Source organism: Pontimicrobium sp. MEBiC01747 (genome assembly GCF_053601635.1).
Genome location: NZ_JBSHNS010000120.1, coordinates 1 through 19,977, shown reverse-complemented (window position 1 = coordinate 19,977; position 19,977 = coordinate 1). Strand labels below are relative to the sequence as shown.

The window sequence follows — 19,977 nt, the reverse complement described above, 5'->3', positions numbered from 1 at the left end:
TAATGAAAAAGATAAAATATATATACCTATTAGCAATTGCTTTAGGGTTTACAGCATGTAACGACGAAGAAGATTTTATAGATGCACCAGAACCAGCAGCAACATATCCAGCCTTAACTGCGGGTAGTGCAACACTTTCTAACTATGTAGCAGTAGGCGCTTCTTTTACAGCAGGCTTTACAGATGGTGCTTTATTTAATGCAGCACAACAGAACTCATTTCCTAACTTATTATCACAAAAATTTGCTACAGTTGGAGGCGGTACTTTTACACAGCCATTAATGAATGATAATACAGGAGGAATGGTAATAGGTACAACGCCTATTATTCCTTACAGATTAGTATTTAACGGATCTGGACCACAACGATTAAACGAATTTTTCGCAGATTTAGGAGCACCGGCACCACCAATAACAACAGATGCTACTGTAAACCTTGGTAGCACATTTAATAATACTGGTGTCCCTGGTGCAAAAAGTTTTCATTTAGTAACGCCAGGCTACGGAGCGTTAAATCCATATTTTGGGCGTTTTGCTACATCTGCTGGAGCAACAATACTAGGAGATGCAGCGGTACAACTTCCAACATTCTTTACATTATCAGAAATTGGAGGAAACGATGTATTATCTTATGCTACCTCTGGAGGTATTGGTGAAGACCAAACAGGTAACTTTAACCCTGCCACTTATGGTAACAATGATATTACAGATCCAACAGTTTTTGGTCAAGTATTTAATGGTATAGTAACACAATTAACTGCAAATGGATCTCAAGGTGTTTTAGCTAACATTCCTTACATTACAGATTTACCATATTTTACAACAGTACCACACAACCCAGTACCTTTAACTGCAGCTACAGCGGCACAGTTAAACGCTGGATATGCACTTTATAATGGAGGAATAGTACAAGCTTATGCATTTTTAGTTGCTACTACACCATTAACACAAGAAATGGCAAATGCAGAAATTGCGAAAAGAACCATTACATTTAGTGCAGGAGATAATAATGCTCTAGTAATTATAGATGAAGACTTAAGAAACTTAACAGGCATAAACCCTCAATTAATTAACTTAAGACAAGCAACTGCAGATGATTTAATAACATTACCAACATCTTCAGCTATACCAACAGGAGCAGGTACAGCGACTCCATTAGGAGATGCATCTGTATTAACACCAGAAGAGCAGTTAGCAGTAATAACAGCAACAGATGCTTATAACCAAACTATTGATGATACAGTACAAGCTACAGGTTTAGCTTTTGTAGACTTTAAAGCAATTTTACAGCAAGCTGCAACAGTAGGTATTGAAAACGGAGACTTTATTTTAACTACAGATTTAGTAACTGGAGGTTTAGTAAGTTTAGATGGTATTCACTTAACAGCTCAAGGTTATGCTATTATGGCTAATGAGTTTATGAAAGCTATAGATAAAACGTATGGGTCTAATTTTGAAGCATCAAATTCATTATTTAAAGTGGTTAATTATCCAACAAATTATTCGCCTTTATTACCATAAGACTACCTAATAAATAACAGTATAAAACGCCTTCAAATTGAAGGCGTTTTTTTATGCTTAAAAATGCTTTAAAAAACCCCTTTAATATTAAATTAAAACTACTATCTTTGCACGCGAAAACAAATTGCGTTTTCAATCAATTAAATTGCATAATATTAAATAGATAAGTAATGTCAAAAGTTACAGGTAAAGTTGCACAAATAGTAGGTCCAGTTATCGATGTTGAATTCGGAGCAGGTGCTGAACTTCCAAAAATTTACGATTCATTAGAAATAAATAGACCTGATGGTTCTACTTTAGTACTAGAAGTACAATCTCACATTGGTGAAGATACTGTACGTACTATAGCAATGGATTCATCTGATGGTTTAAGTAGAGGTACAGAAGTTAACGCTACTGGTGCTCCAATACAAATGCCTATAGGAGGAGACGTTTACGGACGTTTATTTAATGTAATTGGTGATGCTATCGATGGTTTAGGTGACTTACCTAAAGCGGGTGATGCAGGATTACCAATTCACAGAAGCGCACCTAAATTTGAAGATTTATCAACTTCTACAGAAGTTTTATTTACAGGTATTAAAGTAATTGACTTAATTGAGCCTTATGCAAAAGGAGGTAAAATTGGATTATTTGGTGGTGCTGGAGTAGGTAAAACGGTATTAATTCAGGAGTTAATTAACAATATTGCAAAAGGACACGGTGGACTTTCTGTATTCGCAGGAGTAGGAGAAAGAACTCGTGAAGGAAACGATTTACTTCGTGAGATGTTAGAGTCTGGAATTATCAAATATGGTGATGACTTTATGCATTCTATGGAAGACGGTGGATGGGATCTACAAAAAGTAGATAAAGCTGCCATGAAAGATTCTAAAGCAACTTTCGTATTCGGACAAATGAATGAGCCACCAGGAGCACGTGCACGTGTTGCCTTATCTGGTTTAACAATTGCTGAATATTTCCGTGATGGAGCTGGAGATGGACAAGGAAAAGATGTACTTTTCTTCGTAGATAACATTTTCCGTTTTACACAAGCTGGTTCTGAGGTATCTGCCTTACTTGGACGTATGCCTTCTGCCGTAGGTTACCAACCTACATTAGCAACAGAAATGGGTGCAATGCAAGAGCGTATTACTTCAACTAAAAAAGGTTCTATTACATCTGTACAAGCGGTATACGTACCTGCAGATGATTTAACGGATCCTGCACCAGCAACAACATTTGCTCACTTAGATGCAACAACAGTATTATCTCGTAAAATTGCTGAGCTTGGTATTTACCCAGCGGTAGATCCATTAGATTCTACTTCAAGAATTCTAACAGCAGATATTTTAGGAAATGAGCACTACGATTGTGCACAAAGAGTAAAAGAGTTATTACAACGTTATAAAGAATTACAAGATATTATCGCCATCTTAGGTATGGAGGAATTATCTGAAGAAGATAAAATGGCCGTAGGTAGAGCAAGACGTGTACAACGTTTCTTATCTCAACCATTCCACGTAGCAGAGCAGTTTACAGGTATCCCAGGAGTTTTAGTAGATATTAAAGAAACTATTAAAGGATTTAATATGATTATGGATGGTGAATTAGATCACTTACCAGAAGCAGCTTTTAACCTTAAAGGATCTATCGAAGAAGCTATTGAAGCTGGAGAGAAAATGTTAGCTGAAGCTTAAAACTAGAAAACTATGTACTTAGAAATTGTATCGCCAGAAGCTACCATATTTAGTAGCGAAGTAGATTCTGTTGTTGTTCCAGGAATAAATGGAGAATTTCAAATGCTGAAAAATCACGCACCTATAGTGTCTCTTTTAAAGTCTGGAAGCATTCAAATTCACACACACACGCAATCGCATTTAGTTTTTGACGATTTACATGGACTTGTAGTACCTCATGCAGATGATGATAAAGTACTAACAGTTCAAATCAACTCTGGAACGTTAGAAATGAACGGTAATAAAGTTATTATTTTAGCAGATTAGCTTTTATAAATAACTCATAATATTTAAAATAAAAAACGCGAAACAATTAAGTTTCGCGTTTTTTATTTTATGTAAAATCTAAGAATAAATTAATAGATTATATTTTTATAAATAGCTTCTTTCTATACATTACATACCCAAGTAATAAGTAAAAAGAAACAACCGATAGCCCGTAAAGTAATGAGGATAATTTATGACTAAAAAAGTCATGCACAAATACAGTATTATAAATCCATGAATGAATATTTTCGTCCCCTATTTTTGTTAAATAAAATGCCTTAGAAATAAAGCTAGATAAAAAATAAATAGTAATTGCATTCATCCCCATATACTTAAAAATTGCTCCAAATTTTACTTTTTTCACATCTGTTATATAATAAATAATAGCTAATATTAACGTTGCCCAACCACTTGTTGCGAGTACAAAACTACTACTCCAAATAGCTTTATTAATGGGAAACCATAGATTAAGTAAATAACCTAAACATAATAATATTATAGCTACTATAAATAACAAACTAACGTTTTTAAGACCATCTAATAATTTCCCGATCAATACTCCTGAGATACAGGTAGCAATAGCTGGAATTGTACTAAATAATCCTTCTGGGTCGTAATCTTTTTGCCACATATGGTTTTCAAGCAAGTTAAGATCTATATACATAGCCCAGTTATTAGGGGCTCTATTAAATGTTGGAAATTCTCCATTAGGGAGAGGAACAAAACCCAAAAATAACCAATAGCCAATTACAATAATTATAGCTATACCAAGTAACACTTTCCAATTACAATTAAGATACAATATCGCCGAAAAGAAAAAAACCAGACCTATTCGCTGTAAAACACCTAGAAATCTGAGATCTGCTACATCAACAAAAAAAGGAATATAAGGTAAAAACCATGCTAAAAATAAACCTAAACCAATCAGTTTTAGACTCCTTATAGCAATTTTACGATATGTAATAAATTCATTTGGTTTGTTTTTATATGCAAAATATATAGAAATACCTACAATAAATAAAAAGAAAGGAAACACTAGGTCTGTAGGTGTCAACCCATGCCAATCGGCATGCAATAATGGTGCGTAAACGGCACTCCAAGTTCCTGGAGTGTTAACTAAAATCATTGCCGCAATAGTAATTCCTCTTAATATATCTACAGATTCTATGCGTTGCGCCATGGTTAATTTTATTTAATATCTATCTATTATTCAGTTTAATACACTACTAAATTAACCTTTTTTCATTGTATAAAAAAACACGAAGTAAAGCCTTCGTGTTTTATAATATTATAACATTTGTATTGTATATTACCTCTGTCCAAAACCTGTAATTAATTGAAATGTTACACCCCAATCTGCTGTGCTTGTTTTAGAATAGTTTACAAAATGATTTAATCGAAAACGAGTATGCGGTGAAGCAACATAAGAGAAACTATTAATAAGTTGTCCATTAATACCTGTTTCAATAGCATCATCTTTATAATTATTTATTAGGACTCCATTAGATACATTAAAAATATAATTTCCTTTTAAATAATATTCTATATTTCCTTGTAAATTATAATTCCATTCATCTGAGCGATTATCGCTATACAATGTATTTCCTGTTACTGCCAAAGCTCCTATTTTCCATGACTCCCCTATTTTTTTCAAAATATCTACTCCTACTCTATTAATTTGCCTTGTAACATTATTCCCATTATCTAATCTACCAGACATACCCACAATACCATATTCAAATGGTTTAAACATTGGTGAACCTATTCTACCTGTAATTAACCAAGTGCCGTTATAATCTAGGTGAATATAATCGAACTCTCCAATTGTACTATTATAGGTTAAAAGAGACTTACTTACCGTACCACCAATAGACACACCTATTTCTCCATCTAAATTAGCCGAAATGGGAGATTTAAAAAAGACGCCTAAATCTTGATTAAACCCAATATCGTTTCTAGTAACATTTGCCGTAAAGTCTGATACTGGATCTATTTTTGGGTTATGCCCAAATTTTACACGACCATAGCCTACAAAAAAAGAGGTTCTATCCCATTTAGTTGAAAACGACACCCCAATATTTTGAGGTTTAAAGCTAAAAATATCATCTCTAATATTGTCCTCACTTAATCCTCCATTAAACTGTAGTGATACCCTAGCTTTAAAGCTATTTACAGCAATGTTTTTAACGTAACCTTTTTGTAACTGTTTTTGATTTTTAGATAAAAATTGATAGGTAATATTATTTGAAGGCCCCACGTTTGAAAAATCTAAGTAATCTATGTTACCTTCATTTATATATCCATAATGAAAATTCGTTTGTAAGTAATGAAATTTCGTTTGTTGTTTGTCTCGTTTAAGAGATTGTTGAGATTGCGCTATTTGTAACCCTATAAGTAATGAGCAGACAAATGTTATAATGGTTTTATTGTTCATTATTTTTTAATTCTATTGATGAAAATGCTTTTGAATTAGTAGTTGTAAAGTTGTTTACGGATTCTTACTCGCTCTCTTAATTCTTTTGGAAGTTTTACTCTTCCCATCCATAGAGGAGCAATTCGCTCGTAAGAGATTAGATGAATATTTAAAACGTCTCGTTCTAACGTATCAAAGGACAAGTAAACTTTACCTAATCCTTTATGAAAATTATCCACCCAATGCCCAGTTTTAGAATCTGTAAGCAACACATATCTTTCATAGTCTTTAGGCATTAAATCTTCATCGAAAGTAATGGTTGCTTGTGCTGGATTATATCGTCTTCCTTTTGGGTATGTATTAAAGCCAAAATGCAAACCATATAGCTTTTGTTCTTGTAATGTTGACAAATCAAAGTTTCCTATAGTAAGTGTATAGGGAGACCATTTTCCTTTAACCTGTATTTCTACAACGCATTCTGTTTCGGGCAAATCAACACTTTTAATAGTTATCTCATTTAAATGGGATAACCAATTCATATCGAATGTTAAAGCTGTTTCTGGTGAGTAAAACCCTTCATCTCTAAACTGAGCAAATTGTAGCGGTTGCTTTTCTGGGTTTAAAATAGATTTGTAGGTTTCTTTACTTAAGCTATTTTCATCATAGCCGACAAATAAACCGTAGTCTATTTTATAGTGTTCTTCCATATCTAACAACGCTATAGGTTTGTTGCTTTCATGGCCTACTTCAATCATCTTGGTATCCCAAGACTTTTTTATTGGTTTGCGTAGTTTTTCGAAATCAATTTCAATACCTTTTGAAAAGTTAGATAATGTTTTATAATCGAAATCTCCAAAATCGAATCCATTCAATTTTACATTAGGGTTTTTTAACTCAACCAATGTCTTGTATACATTTTTGGGTATTAAAAACCAGCTATGTGCTAGAATTTTATTTTGATTATAGTTTACCGGATTCTTTACTCTAGCATTAAAATCGGAATAATCTTCACTAGTTAAAACTATTTCCCATTTACCAGGATCTAAACAACCGTTAGTTATACTTGCTCTATACACACGGTCTAGTGCTTTATTAACTTCATCTGTATTTTGCTTTGATCTCTCTATTTTAAACTCGTTAAACTCTTTTCTAAACCCTACTCCAAATCTATTAAATTCCTCAAGCAGTAATTCTGGATATAAATGTGCTCCAGTAGTGTTTAAAGTAGGTACAACACGCATTAAATCGAAGGCATTAAATTTTATTTTATTTCCTATACCATCTTCGAATACCATATCTACTAAAACTTGACCTTTAGGCATAACATCATTTAATGACAGGGTTATTGTATTAAAGTTTAAAACATTACTGTTGTTAAATGCCATATCTTTCTCCCACGCATCATATTTATAATTAGAGTTTGGGCTTATTCCTGTTGTAATTAGTTTATTATTATGGTCGCTAAATAGTTGTTTTATTTCTTTTGGAGCTTCAGCCGTTTCTACTGTTTTGGTATTTGTCCATTTATAGGTATAACAACTTGTAATACTTAATGGAAATATAAGCGCTATAAAAATAGCCTTAAACATTTGTTTCCGTTTTTTCTTAGTCTTTAATGATTTTGAAATTCTCATGTTCTGAATTTTTATGGTTTTGTTTTTTATTGATTTAGCTATAAATATGGCATATAAGCACACATGTATGTTATTAACTCGTGTTAATGATGTTAATTTCTATACACAGATTTGCTTTAAACACATCAAATTGTAAGACTCTTACTCTTAAATGTATTTTATTTTAATAGGGTTTTGTTTTAAGTTATTGTTTAAAAATCCTAGGGTTAGATTTTTAATAGAACACGGTTGTAGTTACCTGTTATTTATATGGTTTATATTAATTAATAGCTTAGGTGATAAAGAGCATATTAAAATATGTTTTTTGTTCTTTATCGTTGTGAGTAAAATACTTATTAGTTTACTACTTTCATAATTTCTAATATTTTAACTAGTCATTTTCCAACAACTACTTGGATTAATAAAATAGAAATCTTTGTTTAGAGATAAAATATAAAAAAAGCTATACGTCACTACTTTAATTATAATTTTAGTACTCTAAACTAAAAAGAATACTCTTTAAATTCAATTTCCTTTCCTTTAAAAAAAGTATAGAAGTGACTTCCAAAAACAACTCTAATACTTTTTTAGGTGTAACGAAATTAAATAAAAAAATTTAAGCTAATTGTATTTTAACCTATGTTTTTACGTCTTTTATCGAAAAACTATAAAAACACTCAACTTGTTTATTTTAACGTTATTTATAGGTTAAATTTTAAAAATTGTATTAAAAAAAAATGCGAAGCATAGCTTCGCACTTTTGGGCTTTATAGGTCTAATCTATAATTTATTTTAAAGGCTAGTCCCCAATTTGTTCTATTAAATGAATTTGTTTTGTTGTAATTATCGCTTAATACTAAATAAATATATGATAACGGTTTATACTCCCATTGTAAGCGACTATTTACATTAAAATTATTTCGTTGGGTGTTGTGTTGTAAATAAGTAGTCCAATTTAATCTGTTATTAAAAAAGACTTCTCCTGTAAAGCGCATTAAATGAAAGGTTTGTTTGCCTAATTCTTTTAAATCTATTCTATTAATATCGTAACTGGCTTCTAAATTGGCAAATGGTAGTAATTGATAATTTAAATATATTCCTCCAGATGTTCTTTTTCCACTAAAATATTGTCCTTTTTGAATATTAAAACGATACCTTAATTTTTGGTTGTTTGCAGAATTATAACCTACTTTTAAAAGTCCATAATTATACTTCCTTGGTTGTAATGCATTACCATTTCTTAAGGGGTCGAATCCATATTTTAAATCGACATAATCATAGGTAAACACATAATATAACGCTGATAAATCTTTAAAAAATATGGCAGAATTTAAAAAGTGCGCTGTTTGGTTTAATTTGCCTTGCTCATCGAAATAAGTATTGTTTCTATAGTTTAAAATTCTAAAGGAATTTAAAGTATTAGAGGTTTCATAAAATTTTTGATACTCGATACCAGTATTTACTTCTGTATACCCCTCTCTAACCGTTACATTATTTATAGCATCGTAATTATATAATCTAGGTGTAAACCCAATGTCTGTAATAAAATTACGTCCAATGGTTTTAACCCCTGCGTTCCATTCGAATCCTCTTTTATTAAACCAAATTCCTGCATTATAAAATGTATTTTTATTAGATATTCCGTCGTTAAAACTCTTACCAAAATTAGCCAGACCTATCCATTTATTATTACTCGATTTGTAATTAAGGTTCAGTCCCGTAACACGATTATAATCATCTATAAAGTTAAAGGCATTGGTTTGTTGTCTGTTTATTAAATATCCTGTAGCTGCAATACTTTTAGAGAGTTGTTGCTCTCCTACTATAACTCCATAGTTTTGAGCTGCTATATCTTTATTTTTACTAGATTGTACATTTAAAATGCCTATTCGTGTTTTTGATGCTAAATTTCCTGATAGTTTTAATCCGAACTGAATGTCTGAACTCGCACCTATTCGCCTTGAATAAAACGGATTAATTCCATTGACTCCTAGATTAGAAAACAAGTCTGAATTTTCTAAAAAGAAATTTCTTTGTTCTGGAAAAAAAACAGAAAACCGTGTTAAGTTCGTGACTTGTTGGTCTACATCTACTTGTGAAAAATCAGGGTTAACTGTAGCATCTAATTTTAAAGAAGACGTAAGGTTATATTGTACATCTAAACTGGGTTTGTATGTTGTTTCTTTAACATTACCGGTAACATTATTTTGATAATTTGAGGTTAAAGAAGGGGTTACAGTAAACCGAGAGTTTGCTTTCTCTGGTAAGTTTTCAACAATAAACTTCTCGGTAAATCTTAAATCGAGATTAGCATAGTTACGCTTTACATTTTTAAAAATTGTCCAAGAGTTATTTTTAATGTCTCTTACATAAAACTGCACACCAAAGACAGCATTATCCTTATTAAAGTTTAGCGCTTTTAAAGGGATTGCTATTTCATACTGTTTTTTGTTACCATTTAAAACTGCTTTAGCTTGCCATGTTGCATTCCAACTAAAGCTAAGGTTATAATTGCTATTGTTTCTGCCTACTAACCCATCGGTTAGATTTCCTAAAGCATTAACTGCAAAAAAATAACCATTTTGTTCTTGGTTTTGGGTATCTAAAATTATTACAAAAGCATCGCTAAAAGCTATAGAGACATCTCTTTTTAACGTACTTACTTGCGTTTTTGCTGTGGTGTCATTATAAATGGCTCTTATATATAAGTTTGTTTTGTTATGAAACAGTTTTACAGAGGTTTGGTTTTTGGCTAAGCCAATATCTGTTGGTAAATAATTGTAAAACCCTGTATATTCTGGTAATTGCTCCCAAACTGGCTCTTTAAAGTTTCCATCTATTTCTACTGTAGCATCTGCATATTTAATTGTAGCCGTTTGTGCTGTTATAGGTAATATATAACAACACATTATTAATACTAAAAAACGCTTCATAATTAGTTACTTGCAGCGTTATCTACTCGTGTTGCCGTTTTACTAATAATTTTCCAGCTGTTTTCAAATTTCTTCAATAAGAATAAATCTATATAAACCCATTGTCTTTCAGGCCCGGCAATTTCAACCTTCGCGGTTGCAATATCTTTCACCACTTCTATCGCTAATACTTTCGCTTCACGGCCATTAAATTTTCCTGTTTCTCCATTTTTAAAGAAACCTACATAGTCTTTTGGTGTTATTGATTTAAAACTACCGTCTCTAAGTGTTAAATATAATGTTGCATCTTCGGTAAAAGCACTTTCTAATAGGTCTAGCTTATTATAGGAACTACCTTCCATATATTTTTGTAAAGTCGTTTCAACTTTTACACATTCAGACTGTGCTTTTGTAAATTGAAAAGTGAATAGTAGGGCTAATAATAGCATGTAATTTTTCATGATGAATTTGTATTTAATGTTTTTTTATTTCATTTAATACAAACATGAAAAAACAAGCTAAAATTAGCGTGTTAGCTTATAATTGAAGTGTCCAGAATTATAATTTTGGAGTTAATTTATTACGAATAGTGTTTTTTGAATTCTGATGGTGTTTGCCCAACAACTTTTTTAAAGGTGGCATAAAAAGTTGATTTTGAAGAGAATCCTGCTTCAAACCCAATGGCTTCAAGCGTAAATTGATTGTTTTCTTTTATTAATTGCTTTGCTTCTTCAATACGTTGCTCATTTATAAACATTGCAAAGCTTTTTCCTAAGTTATCGTTTAAAAATTGAGATAATTTATGTGGTGTAATGTTAAGTACCGCTGCAATATCTTTTAATTTAACATCGGTATTTTTATAGAATTGTTGTTCTTGCATTACTTTTTGCAACTTCACTTTTAACTGCTCTGCTTCATTCGTTTCAATCTTTTTTAATGCATATTTTTCTGGAATATCTTGAAATACACTTTCTCTGTTATTTTTAAATAGTAAAAAAATTAATAAGGCATAAAACACAATAGAAAATGTCACTGTTCCTATTAAGTACAAATAAAAGTAACCTATTATATAGGCAGAATAAATTAATACATTGCCTACAAACACAGCAACTAACCAAAGCTCTGAAGTGGTGCATTTCTGCGTTTTATGCATTACTTTTTTAAAAATCGTTTTAAGCAATACTCCCGAGCCTAATATATAAAGCCCCCAAACAACATAAATTGAGTAAACAATATAGTTACTCCATGCTTCTGGATTAATTCGATAAGGTTTTACAATACCTATAGTTACAATTACAATTGTTGCTGTTGCAAAATGTATTTTCCATGCACGCGGAATGACTTTAGTGTTTTCTATAGAGGATTTTATATAGTAAAATAATGCACTTCCTATTAAAAAACAGGCAGATAAACCTATTTGAAGTATTAGTAAATCTCGTGCTTCTCGTTCTGTAAAAATAGTATATACAGATTTACCTATTCGTATACTTAAAAACAGTAATAATAAGCCAAAAAAGAAATTTTGAACACGTTTTTGTTTACTAAAAAAAAGGAAATAGAAACTGGCTAAAAAACCATTAAAAACACCGATAGAACAAATAAAAAATACCAGCGGATTATTAAACGCCATGTGGTTTATACTTTTTTAATAACATTAGTAACAATACCCCATATTAAAAAGTTATTGTCTTCGGTAATTTTAATAATAGGGTAATTAGGATTTTCTGGTTGTAACCAAACCTCATCATTATCTACTCGCAGTCGTTTTACTGTAAATTCGCCATCTAAAAAACAAACTGCTATTTTATTATTTGCGGGCTCTAAACTTCTATCTATCACCAACAAATCGTTATCCTCTAGCCCAGCACCAATCATAGATTGTCCGCTAACTCTAGCATAAAAGGTAGCTTCTTTATTTTTTACTAGTTCTTCGTCTAGAGATAAACGTTGCTCTTTAAAATCGTCTGCTGGCGATGGGAAACCTGCAGAAATCCCGGTATCGAAAAACTGTGCAGCTGCATCGTCTACGGTTTCTGGTGTAAAGAAGGTTAAACTTCCTGATTTATGTACTATCATTTTACAACTATAATATCGTTAATATTAGTGGTATATCTTGGAGACAAGCGTTCTTGCCTCATTTTCCAGGTGCGTTTTAAATCTTGGTTCCCTAATTTAATTTTATAATCGCCATATTTAGTGTTTAAACTATCTATGGAGGCCATTAATGGTTTATGTTTCGGGTTTTCGTTATGAAACATATTTAATTGATAATTATCTGTAGGTACCAATCCTGTTACAATAACACCTGCTCGCTTGTATTTTATTCCTTCTTTAAATATAGACATTACTGCGCTAATAGCATAATTACTTATAATTAACGAGGAGTTTGTAGGGTATGTTAAATTAACACTAGTACTTTCCCTGTGTTGCTCAGCTCCTTTTTTATGTCTATCGCTACTTAACGAGACTATAATAACATAGCAACTAGAATCTTGTTTTCTAAGTTTCTCTGCGCAACTAGAGGCAAATGTAGAGATGCGTTCTTTTATGTTATCTATATCCGAATAGGTATACTCAAAACTACGTGTAGTGGCAATCATTTTTCGGTCTTTATGCTCATCTAATTGTAGTGTAGAAATTCCTTCTAGGTCACGTTTTAAGCGCGATTCTATAACCGAAAAATTCTGTTTTACCCATGCATCAGGTAATTGCACAAAATCTAAAGCTGTTTTGCAGCCTTTTAATTTTAAACGTTTAGATAAGCGTCTACCAATACCCCAAACGTCTTCAATTTTAATCCATTTTAAGGCTTTTATTCGTTTTTCTTCAGAGTCTATAACATAGACGCCTTTAGTCTCTTTAGGAAATTTTCTTGCTATTTTATTAGCTATTTTAGATAGTGCTTTTGTTGGTGCTATACCTACGGAGGTTGGAATCCCTGTCCATTTTAAAACACGGGTTCTTATTTGTAAACCATAATCATTATAATCGAAATCGGTTTTAAAGTTTCTAAACTCTACAAACGATTCGTCTATACTATAAAATTCTATATCTGGTGTAAATTGTTTTAATATGGACATAACACGACTACTCATATCTCCATACAAAGGATAGTTAGAGGATAGCACATGTATATTATTGGCTTTACAAAAGGCTTCCCATTTAAAAATAGGCGCGCCCATTGGTAAACCAACTGCTTTGGCTTCATCACTTCGTGAAATAACACAACCATCATTATTACTTAAAATAGCAACTGGTTTTCCTTGTAAGTTGGGGTTAAAAGCACGTTCACATGAAGCATAAAAATTATTACAATCTACAAGTGCAAACATAGACTGTAAAGATACGAGAAAATGATTTTGGTTACTTAATATTCAAAATAATTAATTCCCAAACTCTATTATTAGACTCATATTCCTTTAAAATTTCGAAACCAACTGCTTTGTGCGCATTAGATGATCTTATATTTTTAGCATCTACTTCTGTTATTATAGCATTAAAGTTACTTTTAAGTTCCTGAGCCATATAATTATATAAGCCTCTAAAAACACCTTGACCTCTCATGCTTTTATCTATACATATTTGCCCCATAACAACATAACTAAGCGTTTTATTTTGCTTTAATAATTCCTTATCTATTTCATTAAACATAGGGATTAATAATGGAATTTCTGTTTTAAAACTTTGCAACATAGACAAGGTATAACCTACAACTTTATCATCTTGTTTAGCAATACAATGTGCACAAGCAGTGTTCATTCTTTTTAAAATATCTAGGTCATGTTTTATAGATACAAAACCTTCTTTTACCTTGTCGCCATCTGTAAGTGATTCTGGTAAATTCTCCTGTTGGAGTGTTAAAATAGCGTTTAACTCTTTTTCTGTTTTTACTCTATGGTATGTAATATTAGTCTTCAACATATTCTAAAATATCACTTGGTTGGCAATCTAATGCTTTGCATATAGCTTCTAATGTAGAAAAACGAATTGCTTTTGCTTTACCAGATTTTAGTATAGACAAATTAGCTGTAGTTATCCCTATAATTTCTGCAAGTTCTTTGCTTTTCATTTTACGTTTGGCAAGCATAACATCCAAATTTACAATTATGGCCATAGTTTATATTGTTAACTCATTTTCTTGTTTTAAACTTTTAGCGCGCTCTAAAATTTTACTAAATACTATTAAAAATAGGCCAATTATAGTAGAAAAATAAAGACTATATAAAAAGTCATTATTTAGTTTAAGGTTTGAAACAATATCCAATCCATTTTTAAATACATTAAAAATAACAACAATACTACCTACAATACTCGACATTAAAAGTATATTTCCCGATTTTTTAAACAAGTTAATTTTCTCATTGGTAAAACTTCCGTCTATAACTTTAAAATTTAAGATTTTTATAAGGTGATAAAAGCCAAAAAAGAATAAGCCTTTAGATATTATTTTTACAATCATTATTCCAACATCTATAGATGTTACGTTTTGATTAGAGCATACTCCTATATAAGACATATCATTCTCCATTATAGCAAATACGTTTTTAATTATTAATAAAAAATAACTTCCTAAAAAAACAAAAAACATAAGTTTAATTATCATTTTAAAAACTTCTATCTCTTTTAAATTTTTCATGGTTATATTGTTAATTTATTTTCAGATTGTATCTCTATACCGCGTTTAAAAATAACAGCTACAATAAATAATAATCCTGCCATGAAAATAAACGCTTTGCTTCCCCAATTTATATCGAAACTGGCTCCTTTTTGTATTAATCTATCGCTATACGAATTCGCTATTATAGCAATAACACTTACCACAACAGCATAGTAACTAATTTTAGAAATTATATTGCCTACTACTACATCAAAAGGATTATCGAAATCAATATTTTTAAATAGTTTAATAACCAGATAAAACAAATACGCCTTTAAACTAGCTATTGTTATTAACAAGGAAACAATATAAATATAATACAGCTTAGAGTAAGCTTTAAGTTGAGATAAATCTAACCCCAGATATAAATTTCCTGCTGCTTCTGCATTTACAAATAAACTTATTATAAACGAAATAATAATAGCGCCAACCTTAATGCAAAGCCCTATAAAAATAACCCAAGAAACTATTTTTAATAGCTCTAAAATTTGTTTTGTTTTCATAATTAAATTGTTAAATCATTTTCTTGTTTATACTGTCTTGCTTGAGTAAATATGTAACTAGTAAGCATAAAAAACATGCCTAAAATGATAAAAAACAAACCATGTACTTCTAATGTATCTACATGAAATGTTTTTAAACTAAATTTCATGCTTAATAATGCTGGAGTACCAGTTAAAGAGACAATCTGGATTATTATATAAGTAACACCAGTAATTACAAATGTTATTCCTGTTCTTTTTAAATTTTTTGTAACCTCCAAAGAAAAATAGTCTGTATTTAAAATCGCTTTCATAGCCTTGCGCAAGTATAAAACACCTACCATTAACAATACATTACTAATAATTAACAAAAGATGATTTACACCAAAATAACGAACAATATTTGGTCCATTTTTTAATCCATTCCATGTGTTTCCAGAAGAATAAAATAGTAAAGTATTTACTATCATTCCAGCTAATATTAATAGAAATACAATACTAAAAATATCTATTAATAACTTTAATCTCTTAGCAATTCTCATAATGAAAAAACTTAATTTATTATTGTTTAACAATAACAAACATAATAAAAAATTATTGAAAAACAATAATTTTTTATTGAAATAAGATAAATATATCTTTCAGTTAAATTAAAAAAGTAGTCTTACAATTATTTATATTTGACTAATGAAAGACACTAACATAATCGTTTCTGAAACTAATAGACCTTATTGGAAATTAGTCCTCGCGGCATTAGTATTTACCACTGTTATTTATTTAATTTTTGGAGATTATAAAAACTTTCAACTAGGCGAAGCATACCTAATACAGTTTGTAGAAAATAAACTGTTTGCTATTATAATGCTTACTGCTGCTGGAGTAATACTTAGTACTCACAAAAAAGTTTATATAGATATAAGCCAATCCCGATTTAAACCAACTACAGAAATTGGTTTTTTAAAATTTGGTCGCTGGCAAACAATCCGTAATTACGATTATATTTCTGTATTCTATAATAGAGTTACTAGAGATGGGGAGTGTTTTATAGTTAATCTTTGGTATGATACAAATCAATATTTCGAATTATATTCTAGAGATAATTTTGAAGATGCCGTATCTGTAGCTTTCGATTTATCCGAAGTACTAAATATAGATTTATTAGACGCCACTGTTCCAGACGATTTTAAATGGATAGACAAGGACGCTCTAAAAGCCAAACAATATAATGAAAAACCAACACCTTAGACAATTACTAGAACTAAGCCTAGCAACCGTATTTATAAGCACTTCTGGCGTATTAGGTAAGTTTATAGACATGCCGCCACCTCTAACGGTATGGTGGCGTGCGGCCTTAGCCATGCTTATTTTATTAGGTTATTGTAAATACAAAAAAATAAACTTAAAACTAAATAAAAAAGACGCCCCAAGTTTTATACTAAGCGCATTGTTTTTAGGAGCTCATTGGGTTACCTATTTTTACGCCTTAAAACTATCTAACGTAGCGCTAGGCATTTTATCGCTATACACCTTCCCAATAATAACGGCATTGTTAGAACCTTTGTTTTTTAAAACCAAACTAAACCCTATTCATATTATATTAGGGCTGCTTGTATTATTAGGTATCTATATACTAGTTCCAGAATTAAACTACCAAAACACATACGTAAAAGGTATTCTTTTTGGTATACTATCGGCATTGCTTTATGCCTTACGTACCTTAATACTAAAAAGTCATGTTCCAAATTACAATGGCACTATGCTTATGTTTTACCAATTATTAATAGTTAGTATTGCGTTATTGCCTATTTTGTTTTACTACGGAAGTTCTAACATAAACACACAATTTCCTTATGTTATTCTACTAGCATTATTAACTACAGCTATTGGGCATACCTTATTTATAAAAAGCTTAAAATACTTCTCGGTAAGTACCGCAAGTATTATTAGTAGTATGCAACCCATATATGCTATAATACTAGCCTATTTATTTTTAAAAGAAATCCCAACTTGGAATACTTTTTTAGGCGGTTTATTAATTTTAGCAACAGTAGTTATTGAAAGTGTTAGGAGTAAAAAGAACACTTAGTAATTGTATATTTGTTATATGAAAAGTTTTCCTAAAAAACTACAGCAAAAACTAGACAACCGTAAAGCAAGTAATGCATTACGACAACTGGGTACACAAAAAGATTTGGTAGATTTCTCATCTAACGACTATTTAGGGTTTTCTGCAAACGAAGATTTGTTTAAACACACGCACCAGTATTTAACAGAAAACAACCTTACTAAAAACGGTGCTACAGGCTCACGCTTATTAACAGGAAATCACTTATTATACAAGATAGTAGAAACTCAATTATCTCAATACCATAATAGTGAAAATGCATTACTCTTTAATTCGGGTTACGATGCTAACCTAGGGTTCTTTTCTAGTGTACCACAACGCGGCGATATTATCTTTTACGACGAATATATTCATGCTTCCATTCGTGATGGTATTACTATGAGTACAGCTAGAAGTTATAAGTTTAAACATAATAATTTAAACAACTTAAAAACACTAGCACAGCGTCATTCTGAACTCGTTTCCGAGCCCTATCAAACTATTTACATTGTTACAGAATCTGTGTTTTCTATGGATGGAGATACGCCTAACTTGAAAGCGCTTGCCACCTTTTGTACAGAAAACAATTATCACTTAATAATAGACGAAGCACATGCACTTGGTGTATTTGGAACTAATGGCGTAGGCCTTGTTCAAGACTTAGCAATAGAGCAATTAGTATTTGCAAGAATTGTAACCTTTGGGAAAGCTATGGGATGCCATGGTGCAGCAGTTTTAGGAAGCACAGCTTTAAAAAACTACTTAATTAATTTTTCGCGCACTTTTATATACACTACAGGATTACCACCACACGCGGTAGCAACTATTAAAACAGCATATAAAGAGCTTTTACAAACAGATGCTATAGCACAATTAAAACATAACATTCATTTTTTTAATAGTGAAATAGAAAAAAACCAATTACAGCAAATATTTATAACAAGTAACTCGGCAATACAATGCTGCATTATTTCTGGTAATAACACTGTAAAAACAATTGCCAATACTATTCAACACAACGGATTTAGTGTTAAACCCATACTATCGCCAACAGTGCCAAAAGGGCAAGAAAGACTTCGTTTCTGCTTGCATGCTTATAATTCTAAAAAAGAAATCTCCGAGGTTTTAAGCTTACTTAGTACCTTTGTTTAAAAATCATTTTTATCTATGGTAGATCATTATACAGTTTTAGCAACATTTCCGTATTCTACAGAAGCACATATAACAAAATCTAAATTAGAGGAAGAATACATACGTGTAATGTTGGCCGATGAAAAAACTGTAGACTCAGACCCTTTAATAAGCCAAGCCATTGGAGGCGTTAAACTATTAGTCCATAATGACGATTTAAACAAAGCCATAACTATTTATAATAGAATTAGAGCTTACGAAAAAGATAAAGATGGAAATGCTATTGTATGCGAAAATTGCGAGTCTACCAAAATATTAATAGCAGAACCCTCAAGAAAAAATATTTTTTACATGTTATTTCCGTTTTTCGAAAAAACGAAATACCGCTGTAATGTATGTAATACCGTTTTTTAAATGAATACCTATTTTATAACAGGCATCTCTACCGAAGTTGGTAAAACAGTAGCTTCGGCTATTATAACAGAAGCCCTACAAGCCGATTATTGGAAACCTGTGCAAGCAGGAGAATTAGACCATTGCGATACTAAAAAAGTAAAACAATTAACCTCTAATACAAAATCGCAATTTCACGATAATGCATATGCATTAAATACACCAATGAGTCCACATGCAGCAGCAGATATAGATGGAATACATATTAAAACCAAAACAATAAAAGCGCCAAAAACTAAAAACACATTAGTTATTGAAGGCGCAGGTGGTATATTAGTGCCACTAAACGACACAGACACCATACTAGATATAATACAACCAAATTATAAAGTGATAGTAGTTTCTAGACACTATTTAGGAAGCATAAACCATACACTTTTAACAGTAAACTTATTACAAGATAAAGGCTTTAACGTTGCCATTTTATTTAGCGGGGATGAGCATAAAACAACCGAGGCAATCATTAAAACCAAAACTAATGCGCCTATTTTAGGACGCATAGAAGAAGAACCATATTTTGATAAGAATATTGTTAAGGACTATGCAGAACAATTACGAGGCACTAAAGAGGCTCAACACTTTTTTGGATTAGATTAATTCTTTTTCTTATTGTTTTAAACCAACAACGTCACCCTAAACTTCTTTAACTTCGTTAACTTCGTTAATTAAAAACTAATCTTAAAAATAAGAGTACAGAATATTATAAG

21 protein-coding genes are annotated in these 19,977 nt (G+C 31.2%); 8 read left to right on the top strand and 13 right to left on the bottom strand.

Features of this window, described 5'->3' with window-relative positions; genetic code table 11:
- Positions 1-2 precede the first annotated feature (2 nt).
- The 3 genes from ACVC2P_RS02960 (at position 3) to ACVC2P_RS02950 (ending at position 3,505) form a co-directional block, all read left to right on the top strand.
- Positions 3-1,520: a G-D-S-L family lipolytic protein gene (locus ACVC2P_RS02960; RefSeq protein WP_452596995.1), complete on the top strand. Its 1,518-nt coding sequence runs from the start codon at positions 3-5 to the stop codon at positions 1,518-1,520.
- 170 nt (positions 1,521-1,690) lie between these two features.
- The gene (gene atpD, locus ACVC2P_RS02955) at positions 1,691-3,199 is read left to right on the top strand and encodes a F0F1 ATP synthase subunit beta (RefSeq protein ID WP_452596994.1); all 1,509 of its coding nucleotides are present in this window, start codon (positions 1,691-1,693) and stop codon (positions 3,197-3,199) included.
- A gap of 12 nt (positions 3,200-3,211) precedes the next feature.
- Positions 3,212-3,505, top strand: a complete 294-nt coding sequence (locus ACVC2P_RS02950; protein WP_452596993.1) for a F0F1 ATP synthase subunit epsilon — start codon at positions 3,212-3,214, stop codon at positions 3,503-3,505.
- Between the two features lie 97 nt (positions 3,506-3,602).
- Here ACVC2P_RS02950 and ACVC2P_RS02945 read toward each other — a convergent pair whose 3' ends face one another.
- The 13 genes from ACVC2P_RS02945 to ACVC2P_RS02885 all read right to left on the bottom strand — a co-directional run bounded on the left by ACVC2P_RS02945 (position 3,603) and on the right by ACVC2P_RS02885 (position 16,124).
- Positions 3,603-4,685, bottom strand: coding sequence for an acyltransferase family protein (locus tag ACVC2P_RS02945; protein WP_452596992.1), 1,083 nt, complete (start codon positions 4,683-4,685; stop codon positions 3,603-3,605).
- Between the two features lie 129 nt (positions 4,686-4,814).
- Positions 4,815-5,939: a hypothetical protein gene (locus ACVC2P_RS02940; protein ID WP_452596991.1), complete on the bottom strand. Its 1,125-nt coding sequence runs from the start codon at positions 5,937-5,939 to the stop codon at positions 4,815-4,817.
- A gap of 35 nt (positions 5,940-5,974) precedes the next feature.
- Positions 5,975-7,552: a hypothetical protein gene (locus ACVC2P_RS02935; RefSeq protein WP_452596990.1), complete on the bottom strand. Its 1,578-nt coding sequence runs from the start codon at positions 7,550-7,552 to the stop codon at positions 5,975-5,977.
- Positions 7,553-8,298: 746 nt separating this feature from the next.
- Complete coding sequence (locus tag ACVC2P_RS02930) at positions 8,299-10,464, bottom strand: DUF5916 domain-containing protein (protein ID WP_452596989.1); 2,166 nt, start codon at positions 10,462-10,464, stop codon at positions 8,299-8,301.
- Between the two features lie 2 nt (positions 10,465-10,466).
- Positions 10,467-10,904: a nuclear transport factor 2 family protein gene (locus tag ACVC2P_RS02925; protein WP_452596988.1), complete on the bottom strand. Its 438-nt coding sequence runs from the start codon at positions 10,902-10,904 to the stop codon at positions 10,467-10,469.
- 119 nt (positions 10,905-11,023) lie between these two features.
- Positions 11,024-12,073, bottom strand: a complete 1,050-nt coding sequence (locus ACVC2P_RS02920) for a helix-turn-helix domain-containing protein (RefSeq protein WP_452596987.1) — start codon at positions 12,071-12,073, stop codon at positions 11,024-11,026.
- Between the two features lie 5 nt (positions 12,074-12,078).
- On the bottom strand, positions 12,079-12,519 hold the full coding sequence (locus tag ACVC2P_RS02915) for a LexA family protein (RefSeq protein WP_452596986.1): 441 nt from the start codon (positions 12,517-12,519) through the stop codon (positions 12,079-12,081).
- Positions 12,516-13,775 (bottom strand): Y-family DNA polymerase, encoded by a 1,260-nt coding sequence (locus ACVC2P_RS02910; RefSeq protein WP_452596985.1) that lies wholly within the window; start codon positions 13,773-13,775, stop codon positions 12,516-12,518. The genes ACVC2P_RS02915 and ACVC2P_RS02910 overlap by 4 nt, the downstream gene beginning before the upstream one ends.
- A gap of 31 nt (positions 13,776-13,806) precedes the next feature.
- Complete coding sequence (locus tag ACVC2P_RS02905; protein WP_452596984.1) at positions 13,807-14,364, bottom strand: N-acetyltransferase family protein; 558 nt, start codon at positions 14,362-14,364, stop codon at positions 13,807-13,809.
- Complete coding sequence (locus ACVC2P_RS02900; protein ID WP_452596983.1) at positions 14,351-14,557, bottom strand: helix-turn-helix domain-containing protein; 207 nt, start codon at positions 14,555-14,557, stop codon at positions 14,351-14,353. The genes ACVC2P_RS02905 and ACVC2P_RS02900 overlap by 14 nt, the downstream gene beginning before the upstream one ends.
- Before the next feature lie 3 nt (positions 14,558-14,560).
- Positions 14,561-15,079, bottom strand: coding sequence for a DUF2975 domain-containing protein (locus ACVC2P_RS02895; protein WP_452596982.1), 519 nt, complete (start codon positions 15,077-15,079; stop codon positions 14,561-14,563).
- A gap of 2 nt (positions 15,080-15,081) precedes the next feature.
- Positions 15,082-15,603 (bottom strand): DUF2975 domain-containing protein, encoded by a 522-nt coding sequence (locus ACVC2P_RS02890; protein ID WP_452596981.1) that lies wholly within the window; start codon positions 15,601-15,603, stop codon positions 15,082-15,084.
- A gap of 2 nt (positions 15,604-15,605) precedes the next feature.
- Positions 15,606-16,124, bottom strand: a complete 519-nt coding sequence (locus tag ACVC2P_RS02885) for a DUF2975 domain-containing protein (RefSeq protein WP_452596980.1) — start codon at positions 16,122-16,124, stop codon at positions 15,606-15,608.
- Between the two features lie 145 nt (positions 16,125-16,269).
- Between ACVC2P_RS02885 and ACVC2P_RS02880 the strand changes: the two genes are divergently transcribed.
- From ACVC2P_RS02880 to bioD, 5 genes are read left to right on the top strand one after another with little or no spacing between them, the layout of a single operon-like run.
- Positions 16,270-16,827 carry a hypothetical protein gene (locus ACVC2P_RS02880; protein WP_452596979.1) on the top strand — a complete coding sequence of 186 codons (558 nt, stop codon included), beginning with the start codon at positions 16,270-16,272 and terminating at the stop codon, positions 16,825-16,827.
- Complete coding sequence (locus ACVC2P_RS02875) at positions 16,808-17,668, top strand: DMT family transporter (protein ID WP_452596978.1); 861 nt, start codon at positions 16,808-16,810, stop codon at positions 17,666-17,668. The genes ACVC2P_RS02880 and ACVC2P_RS02875 overlap by 20 nt, the downstream gene beginning before the upstream one ends.
- A gap of 18 nt (positions 17,669-17,686) precedes the next feature.
- Positions 17,687-18,838 (top strand): aminotransferase class I/II-fold pyridoxal phosphate-dependent enzyme, encoded by a 1,152-nt coding sequence (locus tag ACVC2P_RS02870; RefSeq protein ID WP_452596977.1) that lies wholly within the window; start codon positions 17,687-17,689, stop codon positions 18,836-18,838.
- A 15-nt stretch (positions 18,839-18,853) separates the two neighbouring features.
- Positions 18,854-19,231 (top strand): DUF2007 domain-containing protein, encoded by a 378-nt coding sequence (locus ACVC2P_RS02865; RefSeq protein WP_452596976.1) that lies wholly within the window; start codon positions 18,854-18,856, stop codon positions 19,229-19,231.
- On the top strand, positions 19,232-19,867 hold the full coding sequence (bioD, locus tag ACVC2P_RS02860; protein WP_452596975.1) for a dethiobiotin synthase: 636 nt from the start codon (positions 19,232-19,234) through the stop codon (positions 19,865-19,867).
- The last annotated feature ends 110 nt before the right edge of the window (positions 19,868-19,977 follow it).